This is a genomic window from Pseudonocardia sp. ICBG601, from assembly GCF_020496245.1.
The window spans coordinates 25,729-44,313 of the sequence record NZ_JAHLJA010000146.1 but is presented as its reverse complement, the minus strand read 5'-3'; the positions used below and the strand labels follow the sequence as shown (position 1 = coordinate 44,313).

Sequence of the window (18,585 nt, the reverse complement as noted above, 5' to 3'; positions counted from 1 at the left end):
AGATGGGTCTGACTTCGTTGGCTCTGCCTTGGTCACTGACATCGACCACACGCACCGGCTGATCTACCTTCGGGTTGAGTGGGCCTCGTTTCGAGACAGCCCCACTGCACCAGCTCGTCAGATGAGCGCGCGCCAGGCCAGCAACGTACACGTCGACTTTGGCCACCTCACTACCACTCGACATGTGAGGCAGTGGGAGCGGAACGGTGCTGCTCGGTTGGCTGCCTCCCGGGCTGAACTTGTAGGGGCTCGATGATGCGTATCGCAGCTGCCTTCATCTGTGACGCCGCCAGTGTGAGGGAAGGACTCCTCAACGTCCTCGGCGCGGGCATCTCGATCGTCTACCGGCAGGCCTACCCGGCTCCGATGGCTGCATCGTTGGTGCTTCTCGCCGAGGCGACCGAGACTGCGGACTACAACACTGACTTCTCGTTCACCGTCGATATCGCCAGGGCGGATGGCACGGGAGAACCCCTTGGTCATGTCGATGGCGGCTGGAACGTGCAACCGCTGGTCAAAGAGCTCCACCTCGACATGGAGACGTCCAACTACGTACCCGTGATCGTTCCGCTAGATCAGCTTGCGCTACCCGAGCCCACGGTCTATAGCGTGGCCATCGACCTGAAGGGCGTCGAGTCGCGAACGATCAGGTTCCGCGCCGTAGAAGCCGGCCCAGAGTTGCAGAGCTAAGTCACTAGCCGCGTTCGCTCGATCCCGATGCGTCTCGCAAACGTCGACCACGCCCGGAAGCTGCGCGACGGTGGCGAGCACACCATGACCCAGATCGCCGAGCTCGTCGGGTGCTCGCGCGCGACGCTCTACCGCGTGCTCGACGACGGGGCGCCGGCGGCGTCCGGCTGACCGGCAGCGACCGCGTCGAGCGCCAGGGCGGCACCCTCGAGCCGGTTGCGGGCCGCCGGCGTCGACACCAGCTCGGAGGTCGGGTCGGCGATCTCGGCGAGCACCGCGCGGGTCTGGCGGGCCGCGTCGGCGACTGCGGCGTGCACGCTGTCCTGCTCGTTCATACCGGTCAGGGTGCCCGCTGCAGGTGCGGTGCGGTCAGTGCCCCTCCGGAGCGAGCAGAGCGGCCGGTAGACCGATCAGCCGAATGGCGTCTCCTCGCTCGCCCTGAACGGCAGAAATGCGTCAATCAGCTCCTTCTTGGCACGGACGGCCCGCCCGCTGCGTCGCACGACCAGGCCCGCTGCGTGGACCTCATTGAGGTCCCTGGTGATGACCCGGGCGCTCCTGCCGGCGTAGTCGGCGGCGAGCCGAGGGGTCAAGACCCGGATGTCGTTGTTGGCGACGAACGTCTCGGGTAGGTCGAGCACCAAGTGCTTCTGCCTGGTCTTCGCCGCGGTGGTCTCGTCGCGGTAGTAGTCGTGAACGTAGTTCTCCCAAGCGATCTGGCGTTGCTGGGAGCGGATCTCTGCGATCTGGGCTCGTAGCTCGTCAACGAAGCCCTCAAGCGCGTAGTAGATGAACTCCTCAACAGGATGACCTTGGACCTTGCTGGTCCGATCGAGCACCTGGTAGTAGCGATCGCGCGTCTTGTTGTAGTGGTCGGACAGCAGGTGCGCGGCGGGGAGCGGGACGCCCGCCTGCACCATGAACTCAAACTCCACGATCCGTGCCGTACGCCCGTTGCCATCGCCGTAGGGGTGGATCCAGGCGATGTAGAGGTGGGCAAGAATCGCCCGCAGTACTGCCATCGTGAAGGCAAGCGGGTCCGCCGGATCCTTCACGAAGTCCGGACTGCTCAGCCACTTGCAGAGTTGTTCGTTGAGGTAGGGGATGTCCTCTGCAGGGGCGCCGCGGTACCGCGCGACGGTCACCGAGTGCTCTCGGACCTCTCCGGGTTTGACGTCTTCACCGAGTGGCTGGTCTTCGAGCAGTCGCTTGTTGAAGTTGTCGAGGCGAGCCGGGGTGAGCTCCGGAGCGGGTTGAGCGGTGATCTCCTGGATGATCTCGTTGGACAGCGCGACGACGTTGTCGATCTCGTCGCCCAGGTACTCCCGAGAGGAAGGCAGGGGCAGCTCGCCTCGCACGCGTTGGAGTACCTCGTCCTCGGACAGGGTGTTGCCCTCGATGCTGGTGGTCCCGTGGACACCCTTGCTGAGGTAGATCTCGTAGAACCGCTTAGCGAACTCAGGGCTGACGGGAACGCCTGCGATGTGCTCGCACTTCGACTCGGCTTCGCCCAGCAGCATCCAGGTCTTGTAGGTCAACCGGCTCAGATCGAACTTGAACGTGATCCACGGGTGTGACCCCTCGTATGCCCTCATGATTGACCTGTTCTGTGTGAGCTAGAACTGTGACGCTACCAGCGGATTTGCGCTGAGCGCGCACTGGATCGGTCTCATGTTCTGACGCGTTCACTGGCCGTGACTGTGGTCCTGCTTTGGGCCTGGTCGGACACACGGTGGGGGCTTCGTACGGTCACTCCGCGCCACGCCTGTTCGCCAAGGGCGGACCGGTCCGAGTGAGCCCGGGAGGGGGTTGGGGCTACTGACCGCCGCGGTGCAGCCGTGCGTCGCTTCTGCTTGTTCGTCCGCTCCCGCGGCGCCGTACGACGAGAGTCGGGACTACCGCAGCCGGCTCCGCCGCACCGCGGACAGGTCCGTCTCGTCCCCGGCCCGCTCCCGGGCGATCCGCACAACGTGGTCGTGCACCTGCACCAGCAGCCGGTCGAGGTGCTCGGCGAGCAGGTCGAGCAGCTTGCCGAGCATCCGGCCGGTGCCAGCCGGGTCGAGCCGTGCAGCCGGCATCGGCGGCAGGTGCTCGCCGCAGCGGGTGAGGTCGGCGGCGCGGGCGACGACGGCCCGGTCGGCGGTGAGGCGGGCGGCGGTGCGGTAGGCGCGGTCGGTCACGGGGTCCCCCCGGGGGGCGCGGCGTGCTGGTCGGGCACCCGGGGGAGCGGGCGCCCGACCATCGTGCGGCACGTGCCGGTGGGCCAGCCAGACGGAGTCGCTCGGTCAGCTCGCGGCGCCGGGGACCGGCATGGTCTGCGTCGGGGTCCCCTCGTCGGTCGGCTGCGGTGGCGTCGTCGTCGCTTCCGGCGGCACGGTGGTCCACGCGGGCGGGGTGGTGACCGGTGGGGTGGTCGGCTCCGGGCTGCCTTCCTTCACCGGCGGCAACGTCATGGGCGGCGGCGTCGTCGCCGAGGGAGTCGGGACAGGCGTCGAGGCGGGCGGCGCCACAGGCGGTTGGGCGGTGCCGGTCTGCGTGCACAAGTACTGCTTGCTGGTGCCGATCTGCGTGCAGGTCAGCACGATGTTGCCGGTGTTCGGTCGGGTGCCGGGCACGTTCGGCGGCGCGGGCAGCGCGATCGTGGGCAGGGGCGGGATCGTCGGCCGCGGCGGCTGACTGGCCTGCGCTTCCTGGCATGCGGTGAGCAATGCGACGGCGGCGAGGAGACCGGCGATGCCGGTGGCCCGGTGGGCGCGGGAATGGAGCTGGGGGCGCATGTCAATCACGACGTGCGGCGGCCCGCCCGGTTCGCGACCGTTCGGCGCAATCCGGTGCAGAGCCCTCACTCGGGACTCCGGAGGCAGGCCTGCGGCCCCTGGGCCGCCGCTCAGCACCACCACTTGCGTGCGCAGTACCCGCCGGTCAGTGCCCCGTCGGGCATGTTGTAGTTGCCGCCGCCGTCGGTGTCGACGTACACGTCGCCGCCGCTCGAGGCCGGGGCCGACGAGCCGCCGCACTCCCGTCCGGACGGCGGGTTCGACGCGTACTCCAGGTCCTTGGCGTAGAGCTGCGCGACGTAGCCCGGGGAGGCGTCGTTGCGGCCCTGGTACACGCCGGTGTGGTCCCAGCGGACCATCTCCAGCCCGAAGTCCTCCTGGTTGTAGCCCGCCTGCACGTAGCGCAGGTGCCGGCCGTACGGGTCGGTGTCGACGCCGGGCTCCTCGGTGAGGGTCACCGGGTAGGTGGTGTTCGTCAGGTCGCTCTCCGCGGACGACTTGGCGTAGTCACCTTCGACGGTGCCGATCTCGCAGGAGTCAATGCCCAGCACGCGGATGGTGCGGCCGTCGGTGAGCTCGAAGGTGTCGCCATCGATGACCCGGGACACGGTGACCTGCTCGCCGGTCACCGTGGGCGTCGCCGCGGGGGTCGCGGTTCGGTAGCTGCTGGAGGTCGACGTCGTCGGCGCCTGCGTGGTGGTCGGGCTGGCCGCCGCGGTCGTCGAGGCGGTGGTGTCCTCGTCGTCGTTGTTGCAGGCGGCGAACAGTGCGCCGATGACGACGATCGAGGCGAGCAGCGACTTCCCGGACACGGTGGTGCCTTCCTGGGGTGGTGGCGCCGGCGGGGTGTGCCGCAGGCGGTATGCCGGTCGTATCCGGGCCAGGCGGACCCTTGTTACGAGTCGGGCATCCGGGTCATCACGGTTGATGATCTGACATCGCGGACCGGCTGATCGGCCTAACGGCGAGACCGGGGCGGCGATCTCCTGGGTGAGTGCTCGCACCGGCTGGGAGGCATGATCACCGTCAAGAAGAACGCTCGCCCGTGGCGTCGGATCTACAAGTTCGACCCGCTGCTGGACGTCCTCGTCATCGTCTGCGTCGTCACCGTCGTCACGCAGCGACTGCTGCGTTCAGTGCCGCAGCTGTTCCCCGGCGGCGCGCTGCTCGGAGACGTCATCGCCGCCCTGGCCCTATCCTTCATCGGTGCCTGGTTCTTCAACCTGCTCGTCATCCGGCTGCCGAAGCAACGCGACAAGGGCGCCTTCGTTGAGGTGTCTGGCAAGCTAGTTGCCCGCTTTGCCACGACCGCTGTGGGGATCCTGCAACCGATGGCGACCGAGCACGGCATGCGGCCGCCGCCGCGACAACCCGATCCAGAGTATCTGTCCGAGTTGATGGCCAAGGTGAGCCCGATGGGCCCGGCGCCCATGGTCGGGTTCCAGGGCCAGCGCTACAACTGGATCCAGTTCACCGACGACGCAATTGACCGAGCGATCGCGCTGAAGAACCGACTCACTCCCTTCTTTCCGCAGATGGAAGCTGAGACTGTCGCCTCGATCGCGGCAGTCGAGAACTGCACGCTCTTCCAGACGATCAAGCTGCAGGTAGCTTCGGGTCCGATCACCAATCCGGACATGACGGTTTTCGAGAGTATGTACTTCGATCTCTGGAGCGCCTGCGCGAAGGTCGGCGACCGGTACCTGGTCGAGGTTGCCCCATTGCTTGAGGCGAGCCAACGAGCTGATCTCGACAACCTGAACGGAGCGACGCCCCCGCCCGAAGCGGAAGGCGGTCGCCGGTGGCTCTGGAGCGCCCGGCAGGAGCGGTAGCAGCGACCCGAGTGGACGCGTAGAGAGAACAGGTGAAGGTGCTCATGACGAAGACCTACGGCAAAGACCGCAGGTGGCCTGTGGGGGTCGGGCTGACGGCCTTCGGGATCCTGGTCGTCTTGGTCGTTCGCGTTCTGAACGGGGACAGCTGGGCCGAGTTCTGGGTGATCGCTGCCTACAGCGTGGGCTGGGCGTCTATCACCTTCGCGGTGTTGTACCTGCTCAGTGGCAAGTTCGATGCGTGGAAGTGGGGACGGGAGGACCACGACCTCACCCGTCGATACGAGGAAGCGCTCGCGCCAGACGATGAAGATGTCCGGTAGCTCCTCAGGAGCGTGCGGAGCAGCAGTGCAGGCCGAGGGCGGGCTGCCTTGGACCGATCGACTCGCTGGAGTCAATGTGACCAGTCAAAAGCAAACCCTCGGCGATCTGACCGACGCCGACGTAATTCCTGGCAGGCTCTCGTTGCTAGTGCTGTACACCGAGAAACTGGAAGCCTGCCGCGAGTTCTACACCGCCCTGGGGCTGCGCCTAGTCGAGGAGCAGCACGGCGCTGGCCCGGTGCACTACTCGACGACGATGCCCGGCGGGCTCGTGCTTGAGATCTACCCGGGCAAACCGGACCGGACCACTGGCCGACTCCGGCTCGGCATCACCGTTCTCGCGGGCTTCGACCAGCCGACCGGCCGTGAGCTGCGCACCGACCCGGATGGCCGCGTCATCGACCTCCAGGTCGTTCCTGGTGGCCCGCTCTCCGAGCGCGCGGTCACCGTCGCGCTGACCGACGACGAGGTCGCCAAGCTCGACGCTGCCCGGGCCAAGCGCGGCGAGCGTCCCCTCGACGAGGTTGCCGCGGAGAGTCATGGCCGCGCCGAGCGGGTTGGGGAGGAGGCCAGACGGTCGGGACACTTGGATCACGAGCCCCCGCTGGTGGATGACGCTGACGGCGCCACGAAGATGCCCGAGTGACCCGCTTCGTCCGACTCATCCCGCTCGCCGGCTTGGCTCTACTCGTGAGCTGCGGTAGCGCAGAACCGACGTCCGCCCCGGCCGCTGCTCCACCTGGCTCGGCCGATCTGACGGCCGCCGAGCAGGCGTTCGTTGACGAGGTCGCTGGCATCGCGCCGCCGCTGGCGGAGAACCCTGAGCGGCTCGCGGGACGCGGCGCGAACACCTGTGACTCCCTCGGCGACGGCCGGCCCCGCGACCAGGTCGTCGCCCAGGCTGTCGAGCGGTTCTCTGGCGGCACCTACACAGTGACCGCCGATCAGGCCGCTGCGATCGTCGACGCCGCCGAGCGGACCGTCTGCGCTGGGTAGACACCTCCTTGAGCCGCACCAGACCATCCCCGGCGTCGGCCCGGCGAGGGGTGTCAGACAGCCAGCTGGACTACCCCGCCGTTCACCGCCCAGCACCGACCTGCCGGCCCCCAGGCGTGTGCAAGCGGTAACGCTCTGTTCATGACAGGCGACAAATGCGACATGTCGCTCTACCGATTGACCCCCCCGCCAACCTCAGCTGGTCCGACATGCCCAGCCAGACCATCGATATCGCCCGCGCCCATCCCACTGCGGACCTGGACCGTCTGGAGTGGGCACCAGTCGAGTCTCGCCCGTTCAGCGACGACCTGTTGCGCCTTGCCGTCCGGCAGGGAGCCCCCACCCCGACCGGAATCGTCGTCGCGATGAAGGAGGTCGCGAACCTCGGTAGAGCCGCCGAGATCCGGGAGAGTCACTCCAAGACCCAGCAAGCGCTGACCGAGCTGCGCAGAACCGCGACGATGCAAGCCCTGCGTGAGATGTTCCCTGGGCAGGAAGAGGCCGACTCCGCCGAGGCAGAGCGGATCCGGGAGAGCTCAGAGCGGGCAGCTCAGGAAGCGGAGGACGACCTAGCCCGGGACTTGGCAGTTCCTGCGCGGACCGACCTCGTCGACCACTGGCGCCGCCTCGGCGGTCGCTACCCCGACTGATCTGCTCTTCTACCCGTTCTTCGGGCCGGAGCGGCGGCATCGGTTGATCTGCGCGCGGGTCGGTCGGGGGCGAGGGACGCTCTACCCCTTGCGGCCGGCCGGGCCGGGGGCTGACCCTCTGGGGGCCACCGCGGGGTCAACCATCCCATCTCAGCCCGCCCCGAGGAGTAGCCCCAGCAGGTCAGGCCTCGCTGCCACGATCCGGCCATGACCCTCGCCCCCGCACCGGTCTTCACCACCTGCGCCTGGTGCAGCGGCACGCTGGCTGGGAACGGACCCATGGAGATCTGGGAGGTCGGCGTCGTCTGCTACCGCACCAGCCCGCTCGGACCGCGGAAGCGCCGTTACCGCGTCAACGAGGCCGCAGGGCATCGGGCTGCGTGCGGACACTGTGCCCCGCTGGTCCACGCCCGAGACTTCGCGGCCCTGGCCACGCGGGCCGTCATCCAGGCCGCCGTCGCTGGTGACCCGACCGCGGGAGCGCTTCCGCACTCGGAACTCACCGAGCTGCTCCGCGCCGTCGACGACGCCATCATCGCCCAGGTCCCGTAGCCCGGCTCCCGCGATTGCCTCGAACCGCGGGGCGCCGCTCACGACCCGAGGACTCCCACGTGCCCGACCGTTGCACTAGCGGCGGGTAACCCGACTCCTGCCCGGTCGTGGGGGCGGTGAGTAAGACGCGCATCGTCGACAAGGCCGGGGTGCAGATCGTCCCCGAGGACAACCGCTTCGCCACAGAGCTCCGCGCTGACCTCGCCGCCGCCCTCAAGAAGGCCACCGCCGGCCTCCGCGAGGACGTCGAGGTCAAGATCAAGGTCGACAAGGACCGGTTCGCCGCTCAGACCGTCGCCGCGACCGAGCAGCTCCAGCAAGCCGCAGAGCGCCTCCTCGAGACCGAGAAGGCGCTGGAGAAGGCCGACCGAGACCTCGTCCGCTCAAACGCCGATCTGGAAGCAGCCGAGCAGCGCCACACCGGGGTCATGGAGAATCTCGACCTCGCCACACGCCGCCAGACCCGCGCCGAGGACGACCTCGAACAGGCTCGCATCGAGCACGCCGGGCAGATCCTGAAGGTCGCGGAGCTCGAGGAGTACCTCGAGGCGCGCCGCCAGGACGGACGTGGCACGGCGTTCGACATCGCGAACGCCGAGCAGCGCCTGGAGCAGGAGCGCGATCGCGGCTGGGAGGCGGCGGGTCGTCAGGAGAAGGCCGAGGACGCGCTGTCCAAGGCGCGGATCGCGCTCTCGAATGCCACCGCGGCCGCGATGGTCTCCGAGACCCGCGGCTATGAGATCCGCGACCGCGCGGAGCAGTCGGCGCGCGATTACACCGAAGCGCTGCGGGCCAACGAGGAGGCGACTCGCGCACGGGACGCCGCGGCAACCGACCACGCTCGTGCGACCCGCATGGAGGCCGAGGAGCTGAAGAAGGCCGAGGCGGAGAGCAAGAAGTACCAGGGGAACTTGGTGCGGATCGGGACCGCGCTGCGTAAAGGCGTCACGAACAGCCGGGCGTTCACCGTGACGCAGCGGGCGCTGCGAGACGCCAGCAGCGGGGTTCGAGTCGCCTTGGACGACGGAGAACAGGCTGCGGGCCGCTACGAGCGGACCTTGCGCCGCACCGTCGAGTCGGTCCGGTCGGTTCAGCAGCGCTTCGCGGACGTGCGGGGATCCATCCGCACCTTCGGTGACGATGTCGACTTGGCCGGGGGCCGGTTCGAGCGGAGCTTCGCCCGGATCCGCCGCGTCGGCCGCGGCGTGTCCACCGACATCCGCAACGGCTTCTCCCTGCTCGGCGCCGGCGCCCGTGGTCTGTCCGGCATCGTCGACGGCCTCGGCGAACACTTCAGCGGCCTCGGGATCTCCACCGGGCTGCTGTCGAAGTCCATGACCGGAGCGATCGGCATCTTCGGGTCGTTCGCGTCGTCACTGGTCAGCGCAGGCACGCAGGTCGTGAAGTTCGCGCTCATCGCCGGGGCGGTCACCTACGTGGTCGGCGCGATCGGCGCTGCAGCGGCTGGCCTTCCGACCCTGCTCCTCGGGGTCGGCGCCGCAGCAGTGGTGGTCGCGCTCGGATTCGACGGCATCAAGAAAGCCTACGAGTCCGGGTTGAAACCTGCGCTGGACCGGCTCAAGTCTCAGGTGTCCGACGTCTTCGAGAAGACCCTGACCCCAGCGTTCCGGAAGCTCGGCACCGACCTGCTCCCGCAGATCACCACGTCGGTGAAGGGCATGGCTCAGGCCATCGCTGACGGGGGCGTCGCCCTGGTTGACCTGGTCACCAAGGGCGAGAACGTCCGGAAGATCAACGCCCTGTTCACCAACATGACCGCGGAGCTGCGCGGTCAGCTTGGCCCGGCGCTCGGGAACCTGATCCAGAGCTTCCTCGACCTCGGAGCCAGCTCGTCGATCATGCGGGACATGGTCGGGATCCTCTCCGACCTTACGAACAAGACCGCCGACTGGCTGTCGGCCATGAACCGGTCCGGTGACGCCGCCAGGGCGGTCTCCGCGCTGCGGCAGATCCTGGCCTCACTCGAGGGCGTCCTGTTCTCGGTCCTGACCGCGGCGACGAACTTCTTCACGTCGGCGACGCCGGGTATGACGAAGCTGTTCGACTCGATCAAGTCGGGTATCGACAAGGTTGACTTCAGCAAGCTGGGCGCGGACTTCGGGAAGGTGGCCGAGGCCGGCGCCGACCTCATCAACTCGATCCCGGCGTCGACGTGGGAGTCCATCGGCGACTCGATCGGCCGGCTCGCTGACAAGGCGAAGGAACTCGCGAACGACCAGAGCTTCCAGCGGTTCGTGCAGGGCGCCCTAGAGGTCGTCCCGCAGCTCGTCGACGGCCTCAACAACCTGATCGGCATCTTTGACCGGGTCGCCGGGGCGGTGCAGTCGGTCAACGACTTCTTCCGGCCGCTGTCGGACTCCCTCGACGAAGTCGCAAGCTTCGGTGGCGCGGTCACCGAGACGTTCAACGGGTTGCCGCCGCCGGTCGAAGCTGCGGGGGACGCTGCCGCGTCTGCGGGTGGGAAGATCGAAACCGGGTTGGTGCCGCCGCTGCAGCGGCTCCCCGGCCAGGCCGAGTCGGCATTCTCCGGCGTCAACGCTGCGGGCGGCCGCCTGGATCCGCTGCCCGGGTCGGTCGCGGCGAAGGCTCAGGCTGCCGCGGACGGCGTCATCGGTGGGCTGGGGCCGCTCCCCGACAGCGCTCTGCAGCAGTTCCAGGGCGTCAACGACGCCGCGCAGACTGGGCTCCAGCCGCTGCCCGAGACCGCCGCCGCGGCGGCGGCGGGCGCGACCGAGGGCGTGCAGTCCGGCCTCGCCCCGGCCCCCGCTGCTGCTGCCGAGGCGCTGTCCGGTGTGAACGACGCCGCGAAGACCAGTCTCGACGCGGCCACCGACACTGCCCGCACCGGCGCCGACGCGGTCGCTTCCGCGGTGGGGGAGTCCCTGCAGAAGGCTCCCGAGGCCGCCGCCCAGTCGATGACCGGGGTGTCGGACTCGGTGCGCACCGCGATGGACACCGCCACCCAGGCGGCGACCGACGGCGCCACCCGCATCTCCGAGGCCATCGGCAACGGGATGAAGGGCGCCTCGGACGCGGCGACCAAGTCGATGGCCTCGGTCGCTGACGTCGTCGAGGCGTCGATGCAGCGGGCCGGGGCGTCGGCGGAGGTCGGCGGCACCCGCATCGGAGACGGGGTCCGCACCGGCGTCGAGGGTGCCACCACCGCGGCGACCGACGGCATGAACCGGATCGCCGACGCCGTCCAGTCCGGGATGGACCGGGCCGGGCAGGCCGCCCAGTCCGGCGCCGACCGCGTCCGAACCGCCGTACAGGCAGGGCTCGACTCCGCTGCGACCGCCGCACAGTCGGCGGCCGACCGGATCGGCACGGCGGTGCAGCAGGGCATGGACAAGGCCGCCTCGGCCGCCCAGTCCGGCGCCGAGCGGATCCGGACGGCGCTCACCACAGGGTTCGACGGCGCCACCACCGCGGTGACCGCGGCGATGACCCGCACCACCCAGGCCGTCACCCAGGGCATGCAGCGGTGCGTGCAGGTCGCCACCCAGGGCGGCCAGCAGATCCAGCAGGTCTACACCACCAGCTTCAACCAGGTCGTGCAGATCGTCACCTCCAGCTGGCAGCGGATCGTGGCCGCGTTCACCGCGGGCGGCGCCCAGGCCGTCGCATCGGCCCGCTCGACGGGCCAGCAGGTCGTCGCCGCATTCCAGTCCATGGCCGGGCCCATGTACAACGCCGGCTACACCCTGATCCAGCGCCTGACCGCGGGGATGATCGCCGCCGGCGCCGCAGCGACCGCGGCCGCGGCCAGCATCGCCGCGAGCATCAAGGCGCAGTTCCCGTCCTCCCCGGCGAAGGAAGGCCCCCTGTCCGGGCAGGGTGACCCGCTCATCTCCGGCGGGAAGATCGCGACCCGGCTGGCGACCGGCATCGGGGACCAGGCCGGGCAGGTCACCGCCGTCGTGACGTCCATGGCCGCGCGGGTGCGGGGCGCCCTGTCCGCGGTCGACCCGGCCGCGACCCTGTCGTCGTCCGCCGCGGCCGCCCTGTCGGGGACCCGCATCATCTCCGGCGCCGCAGCCGCGACCGCGCCCCGCACACCCGTGTCGACGTCAGTGACCAGCCTGACCACCGCGGCCACCACCAGCGCCCGCACCGGCGACCCGGCCGCGCTGATCGCCGAGCTCAAGGCGCAGACCGCCGCCCTGCACGGGCTGCGCGGCGACGCCCTGTCGGCCGGCTACGGCCCCGACATGCTCGACCGCCTCGACAAGCTCATCGAAGCGTTCACCGCCGACGGCGCCGGCGAGAAGACCCAACGCCTGCGGTCGCGGGCAGCTCTGGGGGCGTTCGGATGACCAGCGGCATCGGGCCCAGCGTCGCTCGGCAGCCAGCCAGCGAGATCATCAGGAACAGGTACTGGTGGTAACGGCCAGTAGCCGCATTCCGGTACAGCGAGCGTGCCTCCTCGCCGGACCGCTGTCGTCGTTCTTGCCGCTGCTCTTTCCCTCGGCGGATGCTCGTCCGCCCCACCGGAGTACCGCATCCTGGTCACCGAGCCGTCGAGCAACATGAGCTCAGACGGCCAGCTGTTCTTGCACTGGTCCTGCGATGCCTCCGTGGATCCGGAGACCCGCTATCAGGGCTCTCAGGATGCGTTGTGGCGGAGCGAGTCCGGGGTGCTCGGGTCCGGCCTGCTCGACACACGAGTGACCTGTCCCCCAAGCTCTCTGCTGACCGCGCAGGTGGACGCCAGTGTGCGCGAGATCAGCCAACCCACGCGCCTGAGGTGCGAGGTGTTCGACGTCGATGGCCAGCGAGTCGCCGACGAGACGATCACTCGACAGACGGGCTCGTCAGACCCGGTGTGCCGTGTCCCGGTGCCCCAGTAGGCAGGCCACTTCACTGACGCTCGGACCCTTCGCCCTCATCAGGAGTGACGATCCGGGTACCGCGCTCGGAACGCTCCACATCAAGACATCGACAGGCCAGATGAGACGCGCGGGGCTGCCGCGCACTGACGGGGTGAGGACTGATCGTGGGTCGACGGGCGAACTTCCGCATCCAGCGCGAGCTGGCCCGGGCCAACGAGCTCCACGAGCGCGCCGAGGTCATGCGGCGCGCCGCCATGACTCCTCAGCAGCGCGCCGAGGCCGACCACGTCCTCCACGTCCGGCATGTCCGCGAGACCGGCGAGACCGAAGCACGACAGCGGGCCAATCAGATCCTGGTGCTCGGGTTCATCGCGGGACTCATCGTGGCCAGCCTGACCTCCATGGGCTGGCTGTTCTTCGTCGTTCTGGCCGGTGCCGCAGCGTGGGCTTGGTCGGCGAAGCGCGCGCGGATCCTGGCCCTCAGCGAGGAGCTGGAGAACATGCCCACGCCGTGGGACGAGAAGCGGCCCGCCTCCGAGGCGTGACCTGCGCTGACGATGGGCCCGGGCTCAGGGCCGATCGAAGGTCTCGCGGAGTCGCCGTAGTGCGCGGTCGCGGGTGTCGACGTCTGTCGCTTCGACGAATCGGCGAGCCAGTACGTCCACCAGCTGGAGCTGCTCCATCTCCCGCAGGACGACGAGCGCGGCGGTCCGCCGGTCTTCGGGGGTCGTCACTCCCGCGTGGCCTCGCAGGATTGCTTGGGCGCGGTAGAGCGGCATCGGCTCGCGTGTGTCGGACACGGGTTCCCCCTGTGGTCGTCGTGGATCGATGACGGCTGCGGGGGAAGCGCGGCCGGTGCGGACTCTACTGCCCGGCACTCTCTCTGGCCGAGGCGTCCGTCCCGACCCGTGCCGCGGTCGTCAGCCCGTTCGTGAGGGCCAGTCATCAAGACTGATGAGGCGCCGAAACGGCCCCATGATCGTCCTCGAAGCAGCGGCTGAACGGGTCAACAACGACTCGTCCGGTTAGCGGAGGGTCGGGACATGGATCGGCAGACGTGGGCGACGATGACGCCGGAGCAGCAGGCCGAGTGGGCCCGCTTCCAGCAGTGGCAGTCGCAGCAGCAGCGCGCCACCACACCGGCCCAGATCCCCGCGCCGAGGACTCCGGCGCCCGCCGGTGCGGTCCCCGCCCGACCGAAGACCCGTCGGATCTGGCCGTGGGTCGCTGTGACCTCGGTGCTCGCCCTCGCCGCGATCTCGGGTGTCGCTCTGTCCGCCACCAGCGCCCCGAGCGAGACCGCGGTCGCCGAGCCCGCAGTCGCTGCCCCCGCTATGACTCCGGAACAGGCCTACATGGCCGACATTCTCGACACCCCCGGCCTGACCAGCTCCATGAGCGACCAGGACACCATCGCGATCGGGCGGGGCGCCTGCGAGGTGATGGCGTACCAGTCGTACAGCCGCGACGACCTGGTCGCGGAGTTCGGAGCGACGAAGTTCGGCCCCCAGGTCGCGGGCGTGATGATCGACGCCGCCCACCGGAACCTGTGCCCGCAGTACACGTTCCCGCTGGTCTCGTCTGCAGCACCGGTCCAGGCAGGCAGCTCGTCCGCGGCCGCGCCGGCCGGTCCGGTGACCTCTGCGTCGGACGGCACCTACGAGGTGGGCGTCGACCTCGAGGCGGGCCGGTACAAGACGACGGGCCCGGTGCCGGGCGCCCGGAGCTGCTACCAGGCGCGGCTCAGCGACGACTCCGGCGACTCGTCGTCGATCCTGTCGAACGACCTGACCGACGGCCCGTCCTCGGTGACCGTCGCGGACGGCGAGTTCATCAAGTTCAACGGCGGCTGCACCTGGACGAAGCAGCAGTGACCCTCCGCCGTCCGCGGTGCGAAACCTGCTGAGCCCCTGTCCGTCACGTCGGCACGCGCAGCGCGAGCATGGTCGCCGTGGGGCCCGCAACCACCTCGCGTAGCCGCCGCCCGACCTGCCCAGGCTTGCGGGTCCCGCGGTGGGCGTGCTGTCCTCCGGATGCCGTCGTGATGGTCAGGGGCGGCCCCTCCTGTCCAGAACTGAGGCCCCGACCGGAGGTCCCGCCGGAGGCACGCCGTGGACCCCGCCGCGGTCCAGGCTCATACTCGGCGGCATGACGTGGACGCCCACCGAACCGGCCTGGGCGGCCCCGTCACGCCACGAGATCGCGGACCTGCACTGGCTGGCCTACCGCACCCGCCGCGACTCCGGCGGCCCCTGGTTCGCCGGCGTCACCCTGACCCTGGCCTGGGTCCGCGGTGGCCGGGCGGCACCGATCACCGGCCGGTCGGCTGGGTTGGTGACCCGCGAGATCGCGACCTACGAGGGGTGGGCCGCGACCGCCGCCGCAACACCGAACATCGCGCCGCCACCGCTGCGGTCGATCGCCGCCGACCTCGATGTGGAGCTGCTTCTGCCGCAGCCTGTGGATCCGGAGCTCGCCGACGGCGCCTGGCGGACGATCCGCTGGCTCCTCGGCGAGCCTGGGCAGCGCGCCCCGATCCCTCTGCCCGTCCGGCACGCCGACGGCAGCATCCCGACGGCCCGCGAGCTGTACGACCTCGCGATCGCCGCGGCACCAGAGCGGTTCTTCGAGCCGGAGCAGCGCGTCGAACTGACCCGACGCTGCGAGGACAACGCGCGCCGCTACCAGCAGATCGCCGACGTCATCGCCGACACCCATGCGGAGCTCACTGACGCCAGTGCGGGCGCGTAGTCGACCTCACCCCTCAGACGGTGGTGCGATCCCGTTCTGTTGAAGTCTCCATCGCGCGACGTCCAGTGTTCGTCGGTCAAAGAGGGGCCGCCACCGTTCGAGTAGCACTTGGTACTCGAGGGTCTGCTGGCCGCGGCCGATCTGGAGCATCCGCCGGAAGCCGGCTGTCCCGTCCTCAGGAGCGTGTTCTACGAGCCGGGTGGCGAATGCGACAGCATCGTCGCCAGTGCCCGCCCGCACTATTGGCTCGAAGCGGGTGGGTGTGTAGCCGTCATCGGAGTCGCGCAGCTCCTCGCAGAACGCGAGCTGCGCGGCCCGGAACTCATCGGCGAGTGTCATCGCACATTCTTACCGGCAGCCGGGCCAATCGCCGGTCATCCGTTGCGCTGGTCGACCTCGTCGTCGACGGCCGCACAGCGGGCAGCCTCGTCCGTCGCGGCCCACTGCGCGAGCTGCTCGCGGCGGCGCGGGTGATCCGGGTCCTGTTCTGCTCGGGCGTCCTCAGTGTCCCGCGCGGCGATCTCCGCGAGTGCGACCTGCGCCCGGGCCACCGCGGTCGCGAGGTCGTCGTCGGACCGCCCAGCACCCGGAGTCCGGTCCCGGTGCTCGCCGCTGTCGAAGGGAGAGGTCTCTCGCACGTCCTCGACACCGGACTGCGCGGTCGGCCCGGCGCCGCGCACGAGGTCCCGGTCCGGGACGTCGTCGCGGACGTCGTCCTCGGTGACGTCCCGCCACCGCTCCTCCTCGACCACCGCTGCGTCGTGGGCTGCGAGCCACTCCTCGCCGGTCACCCGCTCGCCGGGGTCGTCGACATCGACCCCGCGAGCGCCGAGCGCCGCCTGCGCACGCGCCCACCGGTCCCGGGTCTCAGCGGTGTGCAGGTACCAGCGCCCGCGGGCCTCGTCGACCTGGTCCAGCTCGGCGGCCCGCTGTCCGTACCCGCGGGCCCGGAGATCCGCCTGCTCGGCCTCGGCGCGGTGCTGCCCGGCCTCGTCGGGGTCGGTGGCGGCGTCGGCGCGCGCCGCCCAGACCGTGGCGTCGGCGCGGTGGCGCTGCTCCTGGCGGCGGGCGTCGGCCAGCTCGTCCCCGACCCACGGCGGCGCCCAGTTCTGCTCCCGCTCGTAGGCCCGGACCCAGCAGCGCAGCTGCCCGTCGGACATGACGGCCTCGTCGGCACCCTCGTCGGGCAGGCCGAGCGCGCGGTGCGCGGTGCGCCACCCGGCGTGCTGCTCGGCGAGCCCCGCCGGCGGGGCCGCGCCGAGCGCGTCGTCGGCGGCTTCGTGGCCGGTGTGCTCGCGGTGCGCTCCGGCCCATCCGGCGGCGTGCTCCCACTCGGCCCGGTCGATCGGGTCGTCGGGAACCGCGCCGAGGGCTTCGACGGCCCACTGCGGGGCCTGGTCGGCGATCTGGGCGCCGAGGTCGCGGCGCCGGTCGTCCGCGGCGGCGGCGAGCTGTTCCAGCCGCTCGCGGCGATCGGCGGGGACGGCGGCGGGGATGAGGTCGGCGTAGCTCGTCAAGTCCGGGGTGAGCTGCCCGGTGAGGGCGGTCGAGATGCGGTGGTGCAGCACTGAGGCCGGGGAGCGGACGTCGTCGAGGTTCCGGCCGGCTCGCACCGCCTGGTCGAGGACCTCGGCCGGGTCGTGGCCGGCGAGTTCGGCGGTGCGCAGCAGCCGCTCCAGCCCGTCGAACGCCGGGTCGGCGGCGAGCGCGGCCCTCTGCCCGTCGGTCAGGGCGCCGGTGGTGGCGAGCCGGTCGAGGTCGCGGGCGGTCCGCCCGGCGGTGGTGGCGGCGATCTCGGCGGTGAGCCGGTCGAGGTGGCGCTGCACCGAGACGGCGTCGGCGTCGGCCTGGGCGGCGAGCGCGGTCGCGGACAGGTCGTCGGCCTGCGGTTCGCGGCCGGCGTCGAGGAGATCAGCGAGTACGGCGCGGGCGGTGCGGGTCTGGTGGCCGAGGGTCTGTCCGGTCGGGGTGTCGTCGCTGACGGGGCGGGTGACCGTCCAGGCCCAGTTCCCGTCGCGGCCGCGGGTGAGCGCGACGTAGGCGGCGTGCGGGTCGCTACCCGGGCCGAGGACGGCGTGGGCACGGTCGACGGTGCGGCCTTGGGCGGCGTGCACGGTGGAGGCGTAGGCCAGGGACAGGTCCGCGGCGACGTAGGCCGGGGGCAGCGTGATCTCGACCCCGGCGGCGTCGGCGACGCGCAGTCCGCCGTCGTCGGTGGTGGCGACGACCCGGTAGGTGGACCGGTTCAGCGGGGCCCGGGTGTTCCCGTCGACGCCGCGCAGTTCCCACCCGTTGCGTCGGCCCTGCACGAGGTCCCCGACGCCGGCGGTCTGCTGGTGCGCGGCCAGGTCGACGCCGTGCTCGGCGACGCGGCCGAGGGATACGAGCTCGGCGCGCAGCTCGGCGGCGGCCCGGTCGGCGGCCTCGTTGGATCCGAGCAGCAGCAGCGCGTCGTGGCCGTCGAGGGTGTCGGCGAGCCAGGCGCGGGCTGCGGCGGCCTCGGTCTGCTCCGGGGTGCCGCCGTCGACGAGCCGCCCGTGCCGGTCGTAGGCGTCGAGCACCGCAGGGTCGCCGTCGCGTAGCCGCAGCGACGCCGGGCCTTCCCACCCGGCGGTGAACCGGCGGACCTCGGCGAGGTCGTAGCGGACCCCGCGGGCCGCCATGTCGGCGAGCGCACCGCCCGGTCCGACCGCGCGCAGCTGCGCCGGGTCCCCGACCAGCAGCAGCTTGGCGCCGGCCGCCGCGGCGCGCTGCTGCACCTGGGCGAGCTGGGTGGTCGAGGCCATCCCGGCCTCGTCGACGACGAGCAGGTCCCCGTCGCGCAGCGCCCACCCGGCGTCCGCGTCGGCCGGCTGGCCGGGGCCGTCGAGGCGCTGCTGGGTGGCGAGCCAGCGGGCGAGGTTCGCGGCGGTGACCCCGTCCTCGGCGAGTACCTGCGCGGCGTTCTCTGACGGCGCGAGCCCGAACACCCGCCCGCCGTGCTCGGTCCAGGCGTCGGCCAGGGCGCCGACGACGAAGGACTTCCCGGTCCCGGCGGCGGCCTGCAGGACCTCGAGCCGGGCACCGGAGGTGAGCACGCCCCGGACGGCGGCGGCCTGGTCGGCGCCGAGCTCTCGGCCGGACTCGGCGAACCGGGCCACGATCTCCGCGGCCTGCTCCGC

20 protein-coding genes are annotated in these 18,585 nt (G+C 70.7%); 12 read left to right on the top strand and 8 right to left on the bottom strand.

Annotated elements, in window-relative coordinates; genetic code table 11:
- Window positions 1–252 precede the first annotated feature (252 nt).
- Both KPL57_RS28015 and KPL57_RS28010 read left to right on the top strand, forming a co-directional pair.
- Window positions 253–690, top strand: a complete 438-nt coding sequence (locus tag KPL57_RS28015; protein ID WP_374203801.1) for a hypothetical protein — start codon at window positions 253–255, stop codon at window positions 688–690.
- Between the two features lie 27 nt (window positions 691–717).
- Window positions 718–861: a helix-turn-helix domain-containing protein gene (locus tag KPL57_RS28010; protein WP_226353776.1), complete on the top strand. Its 144-nt coding sequence runs from the start codon at window positions 718–720 to the stop codon at window positions 859–861.
- Here KPL57_RS28010 and KPL57_RS28005 read toward each other — a convergent pair.
- From KPL57_RS28005 to KPL57_RS27985, 5 genes are all read right to left on the bottom strand, one after another.
- The gene (locus KPL57_RS28005) at window positions 819–1,025 is read right to left on the bottom strand and encodes a hypothetical protein (protein ID WP_226353775.1); all 207 of its coding nucleotides are present in this window, start codon (window positions 1,023–1,025) and stop codon (window positions 819–821) included. The genes KPL57_RS28010 and KPL57_RS28005 overlap by 43 nt on opposite strands.
- Window positions 1,026–1,100: 75 nt before the next feature.
- On the bottom strand, window positions 1,101–2,285 hold the full coding sequence (locus tag KPL57_RS28000) for a Fic family protein (protein ID WP_226353774.1): 1,185 nt from the start codon (window positions 2,283–2,285) through the stop codon (window positions 1,101–1,103).
- A 300-nt stretch (window positions 2,286–2,585) separates the two neighbouring features.
- Window positions 2,586–2,870 carry a hypothetical protein gene (locus tag KPL57_RS27995; protein ID WP_226353773.1) on the bottom strand — a complete coding sequence of 95 codons (285 nt, stop codon included), beginning with the start codon at window positions 2,868–2,870 and terminating at the stop codon, window positions 2,586–2,588.
- A 105-nt stretch (window positions 2,871–2,975) separates the two neighbouring features.
- Window positions 2,976–3,536 carry a hypothetical protein gene (locus KPL57_RS27990; RefSeq protein ID WP_226353772.1) on the bottom strand — a complete coding sequence of 187 codons (561 nt, stop codon included), beginning with the start codon at window positions 3,534–3,536 and terminating at the stop codon, window positions 2,976–2,978.
- 41 nt (window positions 3,537–3,577) lie between these two features.
- Window positions 3,578–4,279 (bottom strand): thermonuclease family protein, encoded by a 702-nt coding sequence (locus KPL57_RS27985; RefSeq protein WP_226353771.1) that lies wholly within the window; start codon window positions 4,277–4,279, stop codon window positions 3,578–3,580.
- Window positions 4,280–4,483: 204 nt separating this feature from the next.
- Between KPL57_RS27985 and KPL57_RS27980 the strand changes: the two genes are divergently transcribed.
- The 8 genes from KPL57_RS27980 (at window position 4,484) to KPL57_RS27945 (ending at window position 13,218) form a co-directional block, all read left to right on the top strand.
- On the top strand, window positions 4,484–5,299 hold the full coding sequence (locus KPL57_RS27980) for a hypothetical protein (protein ID WP_226353770.1): 816 nt from the start codon (window positions 4,484–4,486) through the stop codon (window positions 5,297–5,299).
- Between the two features lie 44 nt (window positions 5,300–5,343).
- A complete protein-coding gene (locus KPL57_RS27975; protein ID WP_226353769.1) occupies window positions 5,344–5,622 on the top strand; it encodes a hypothetical protein in 279 nt (92 codons plus the stop codon).
- A 25-nt stretch (window positions 5,623–5,647) separates the two neighbouring features.
- Window positions 5,648–6,268: a hypothetical protein gene (locus KPL57_RS27970; protein WP_226353768.1), complete on the top strand. Its 621-nt coding sequence runs from the start codon at window positions 5,648–5,650 to the stop codon at window positions 6,266–6,268.
- Window positions 6,265–6,618, top strand: coding sequence for a DUF732 domain-containing protein (locus tag KPL57_RS27965; RefSeq protein ID WP_226353767.1), 354 nt, complete (start codon window positions 6,265–6,267; stop codon window positions 6,616–6,618). Before KPL57_RS27970 ends, KPL57_RS27965 begins: the two co-directional genes overlap by 4 nt.
- A gap of 209 nt (window positions 6,619–6,827) precedes the next feature.
- Window positions 6,828–7,268, top strand: a complete 441-nt coding sequence (locus tag KPL57_RS27960) for a hypothetical protein (protein WP_226353766.1) — start codon at window positions 6,828–6,830, stop codon at window positions 7,266–7,268.
- 207 nt (window positions 7,269–7,475) lie between these two features.
- The gene (locus KPL57_RS27955) at window positions 7,476–7,820 is read left to right on the top strand and encodes a hypothetical protein (RefSeq protein ID WP_226353765.1); all 345 of its coding nucleotides are present in this window, start codon (window positions 7,476–7,478) and stop codon (window positions 7,818–7,820) included.
- A gap of 116 nt (window positions 7,821–7,936) precedes the next feature.
- Window positions 7,937–12,157, top strand: coding sequence for a hypothetical protein (locus KPL57_RS27950; RefSeq protein ID WP_226353764.1), 4,221 nt, complete (start codon window positions 7,937–7,939; stop codon window positions 12,155–12,157).
- Between the two features lie 680 nt (window positions 12,158–12,837).
- Window positions 12,838–13,218, top strand: coding sequence for a hypothetical protein (locus tag KPL57_RS27945; RefSeq protein WP_226353763.1), 381 nt, complete (start codon window positions 12,838–12,840; stop codon window positions 13,216–13,218).
- 24 nt (window positions 13,219–13,242) lie between these two features.
- On the opposite strand, the gene KPL57_RS27940 is transcribed toward KPL57_RS27945, so the two are convergent.
- On the bottom strand, window positions 13,243–13,473 hold the full coding sequence (locus KPL57_RS27940) for a hypothetical protein (protein ID WP_226353762.1): 231 nt from the start codon (window positions 13,471–13,473) through the stop codon (window positions 13,243–13,245).
- Between the two features lie 243 nt (window positions 13,474–13,716).
- Between KPL57_RS27940 and KPL57_RS27935 the strand changes: the two genes are divergently transcribed.
- Window positions 13,717–14,547 (top strand): DUF732 domain-containing protein, encoded by an 831-nt coding sequence (locus KPL57_RS27935; RefSeq protein ID WP_226353761.1) that lies wholly within the window; start codon window positions 13,717–13,719, stop codon window positions 14,545–14,547.
- A gap of 274 nt (window positions 14,548–14,821) precedes the next feature.
- A complete protein-coding gene (locus KPL57_RS27930) occupies window positions 14,822–15,424 on the top strand; it encodes a hypothetical protein (protein ID WP_226353760.1) in 603 nt (200 codons plus the stop codon).
- A 6-nt stretch (window positions 15,425–15,430) separates the two neighbouring features.
- Here the strand turns inward: KPL57_RS27930 and KPL57_RS27925 are convergent, their stop codons facing one another.
- Together KPL57_RS27925 and KPL57_RS27920 are read right to left on the bottom strand one after the other, a co-directional pair.
- Complete coding sequence (locus KPL57_RS27925; RefSeq protein ID WP_226353759.1) at window positions 15,431–15,763, bottom strand: hypothetical protein; 333 nt, start codon at window positions 15,761–15,763, stop codon at window positions 15,431–15,433.
- A gap of 35 nt (window positions 15,764–15,798) precedes the next feature.
- Complete coding sequence (locus tag KPL57_RS27920; protein WP_226353758.1) at window positions 15,799–18,564, bottom strand: AAA family ATPase; 2,766 nt, start codon at window positions 18,562–18,564, stop codon at window positions 15,799–15,801.
- Window positions 18,565–18,585 lie beyond the last annotated feature (21 nt).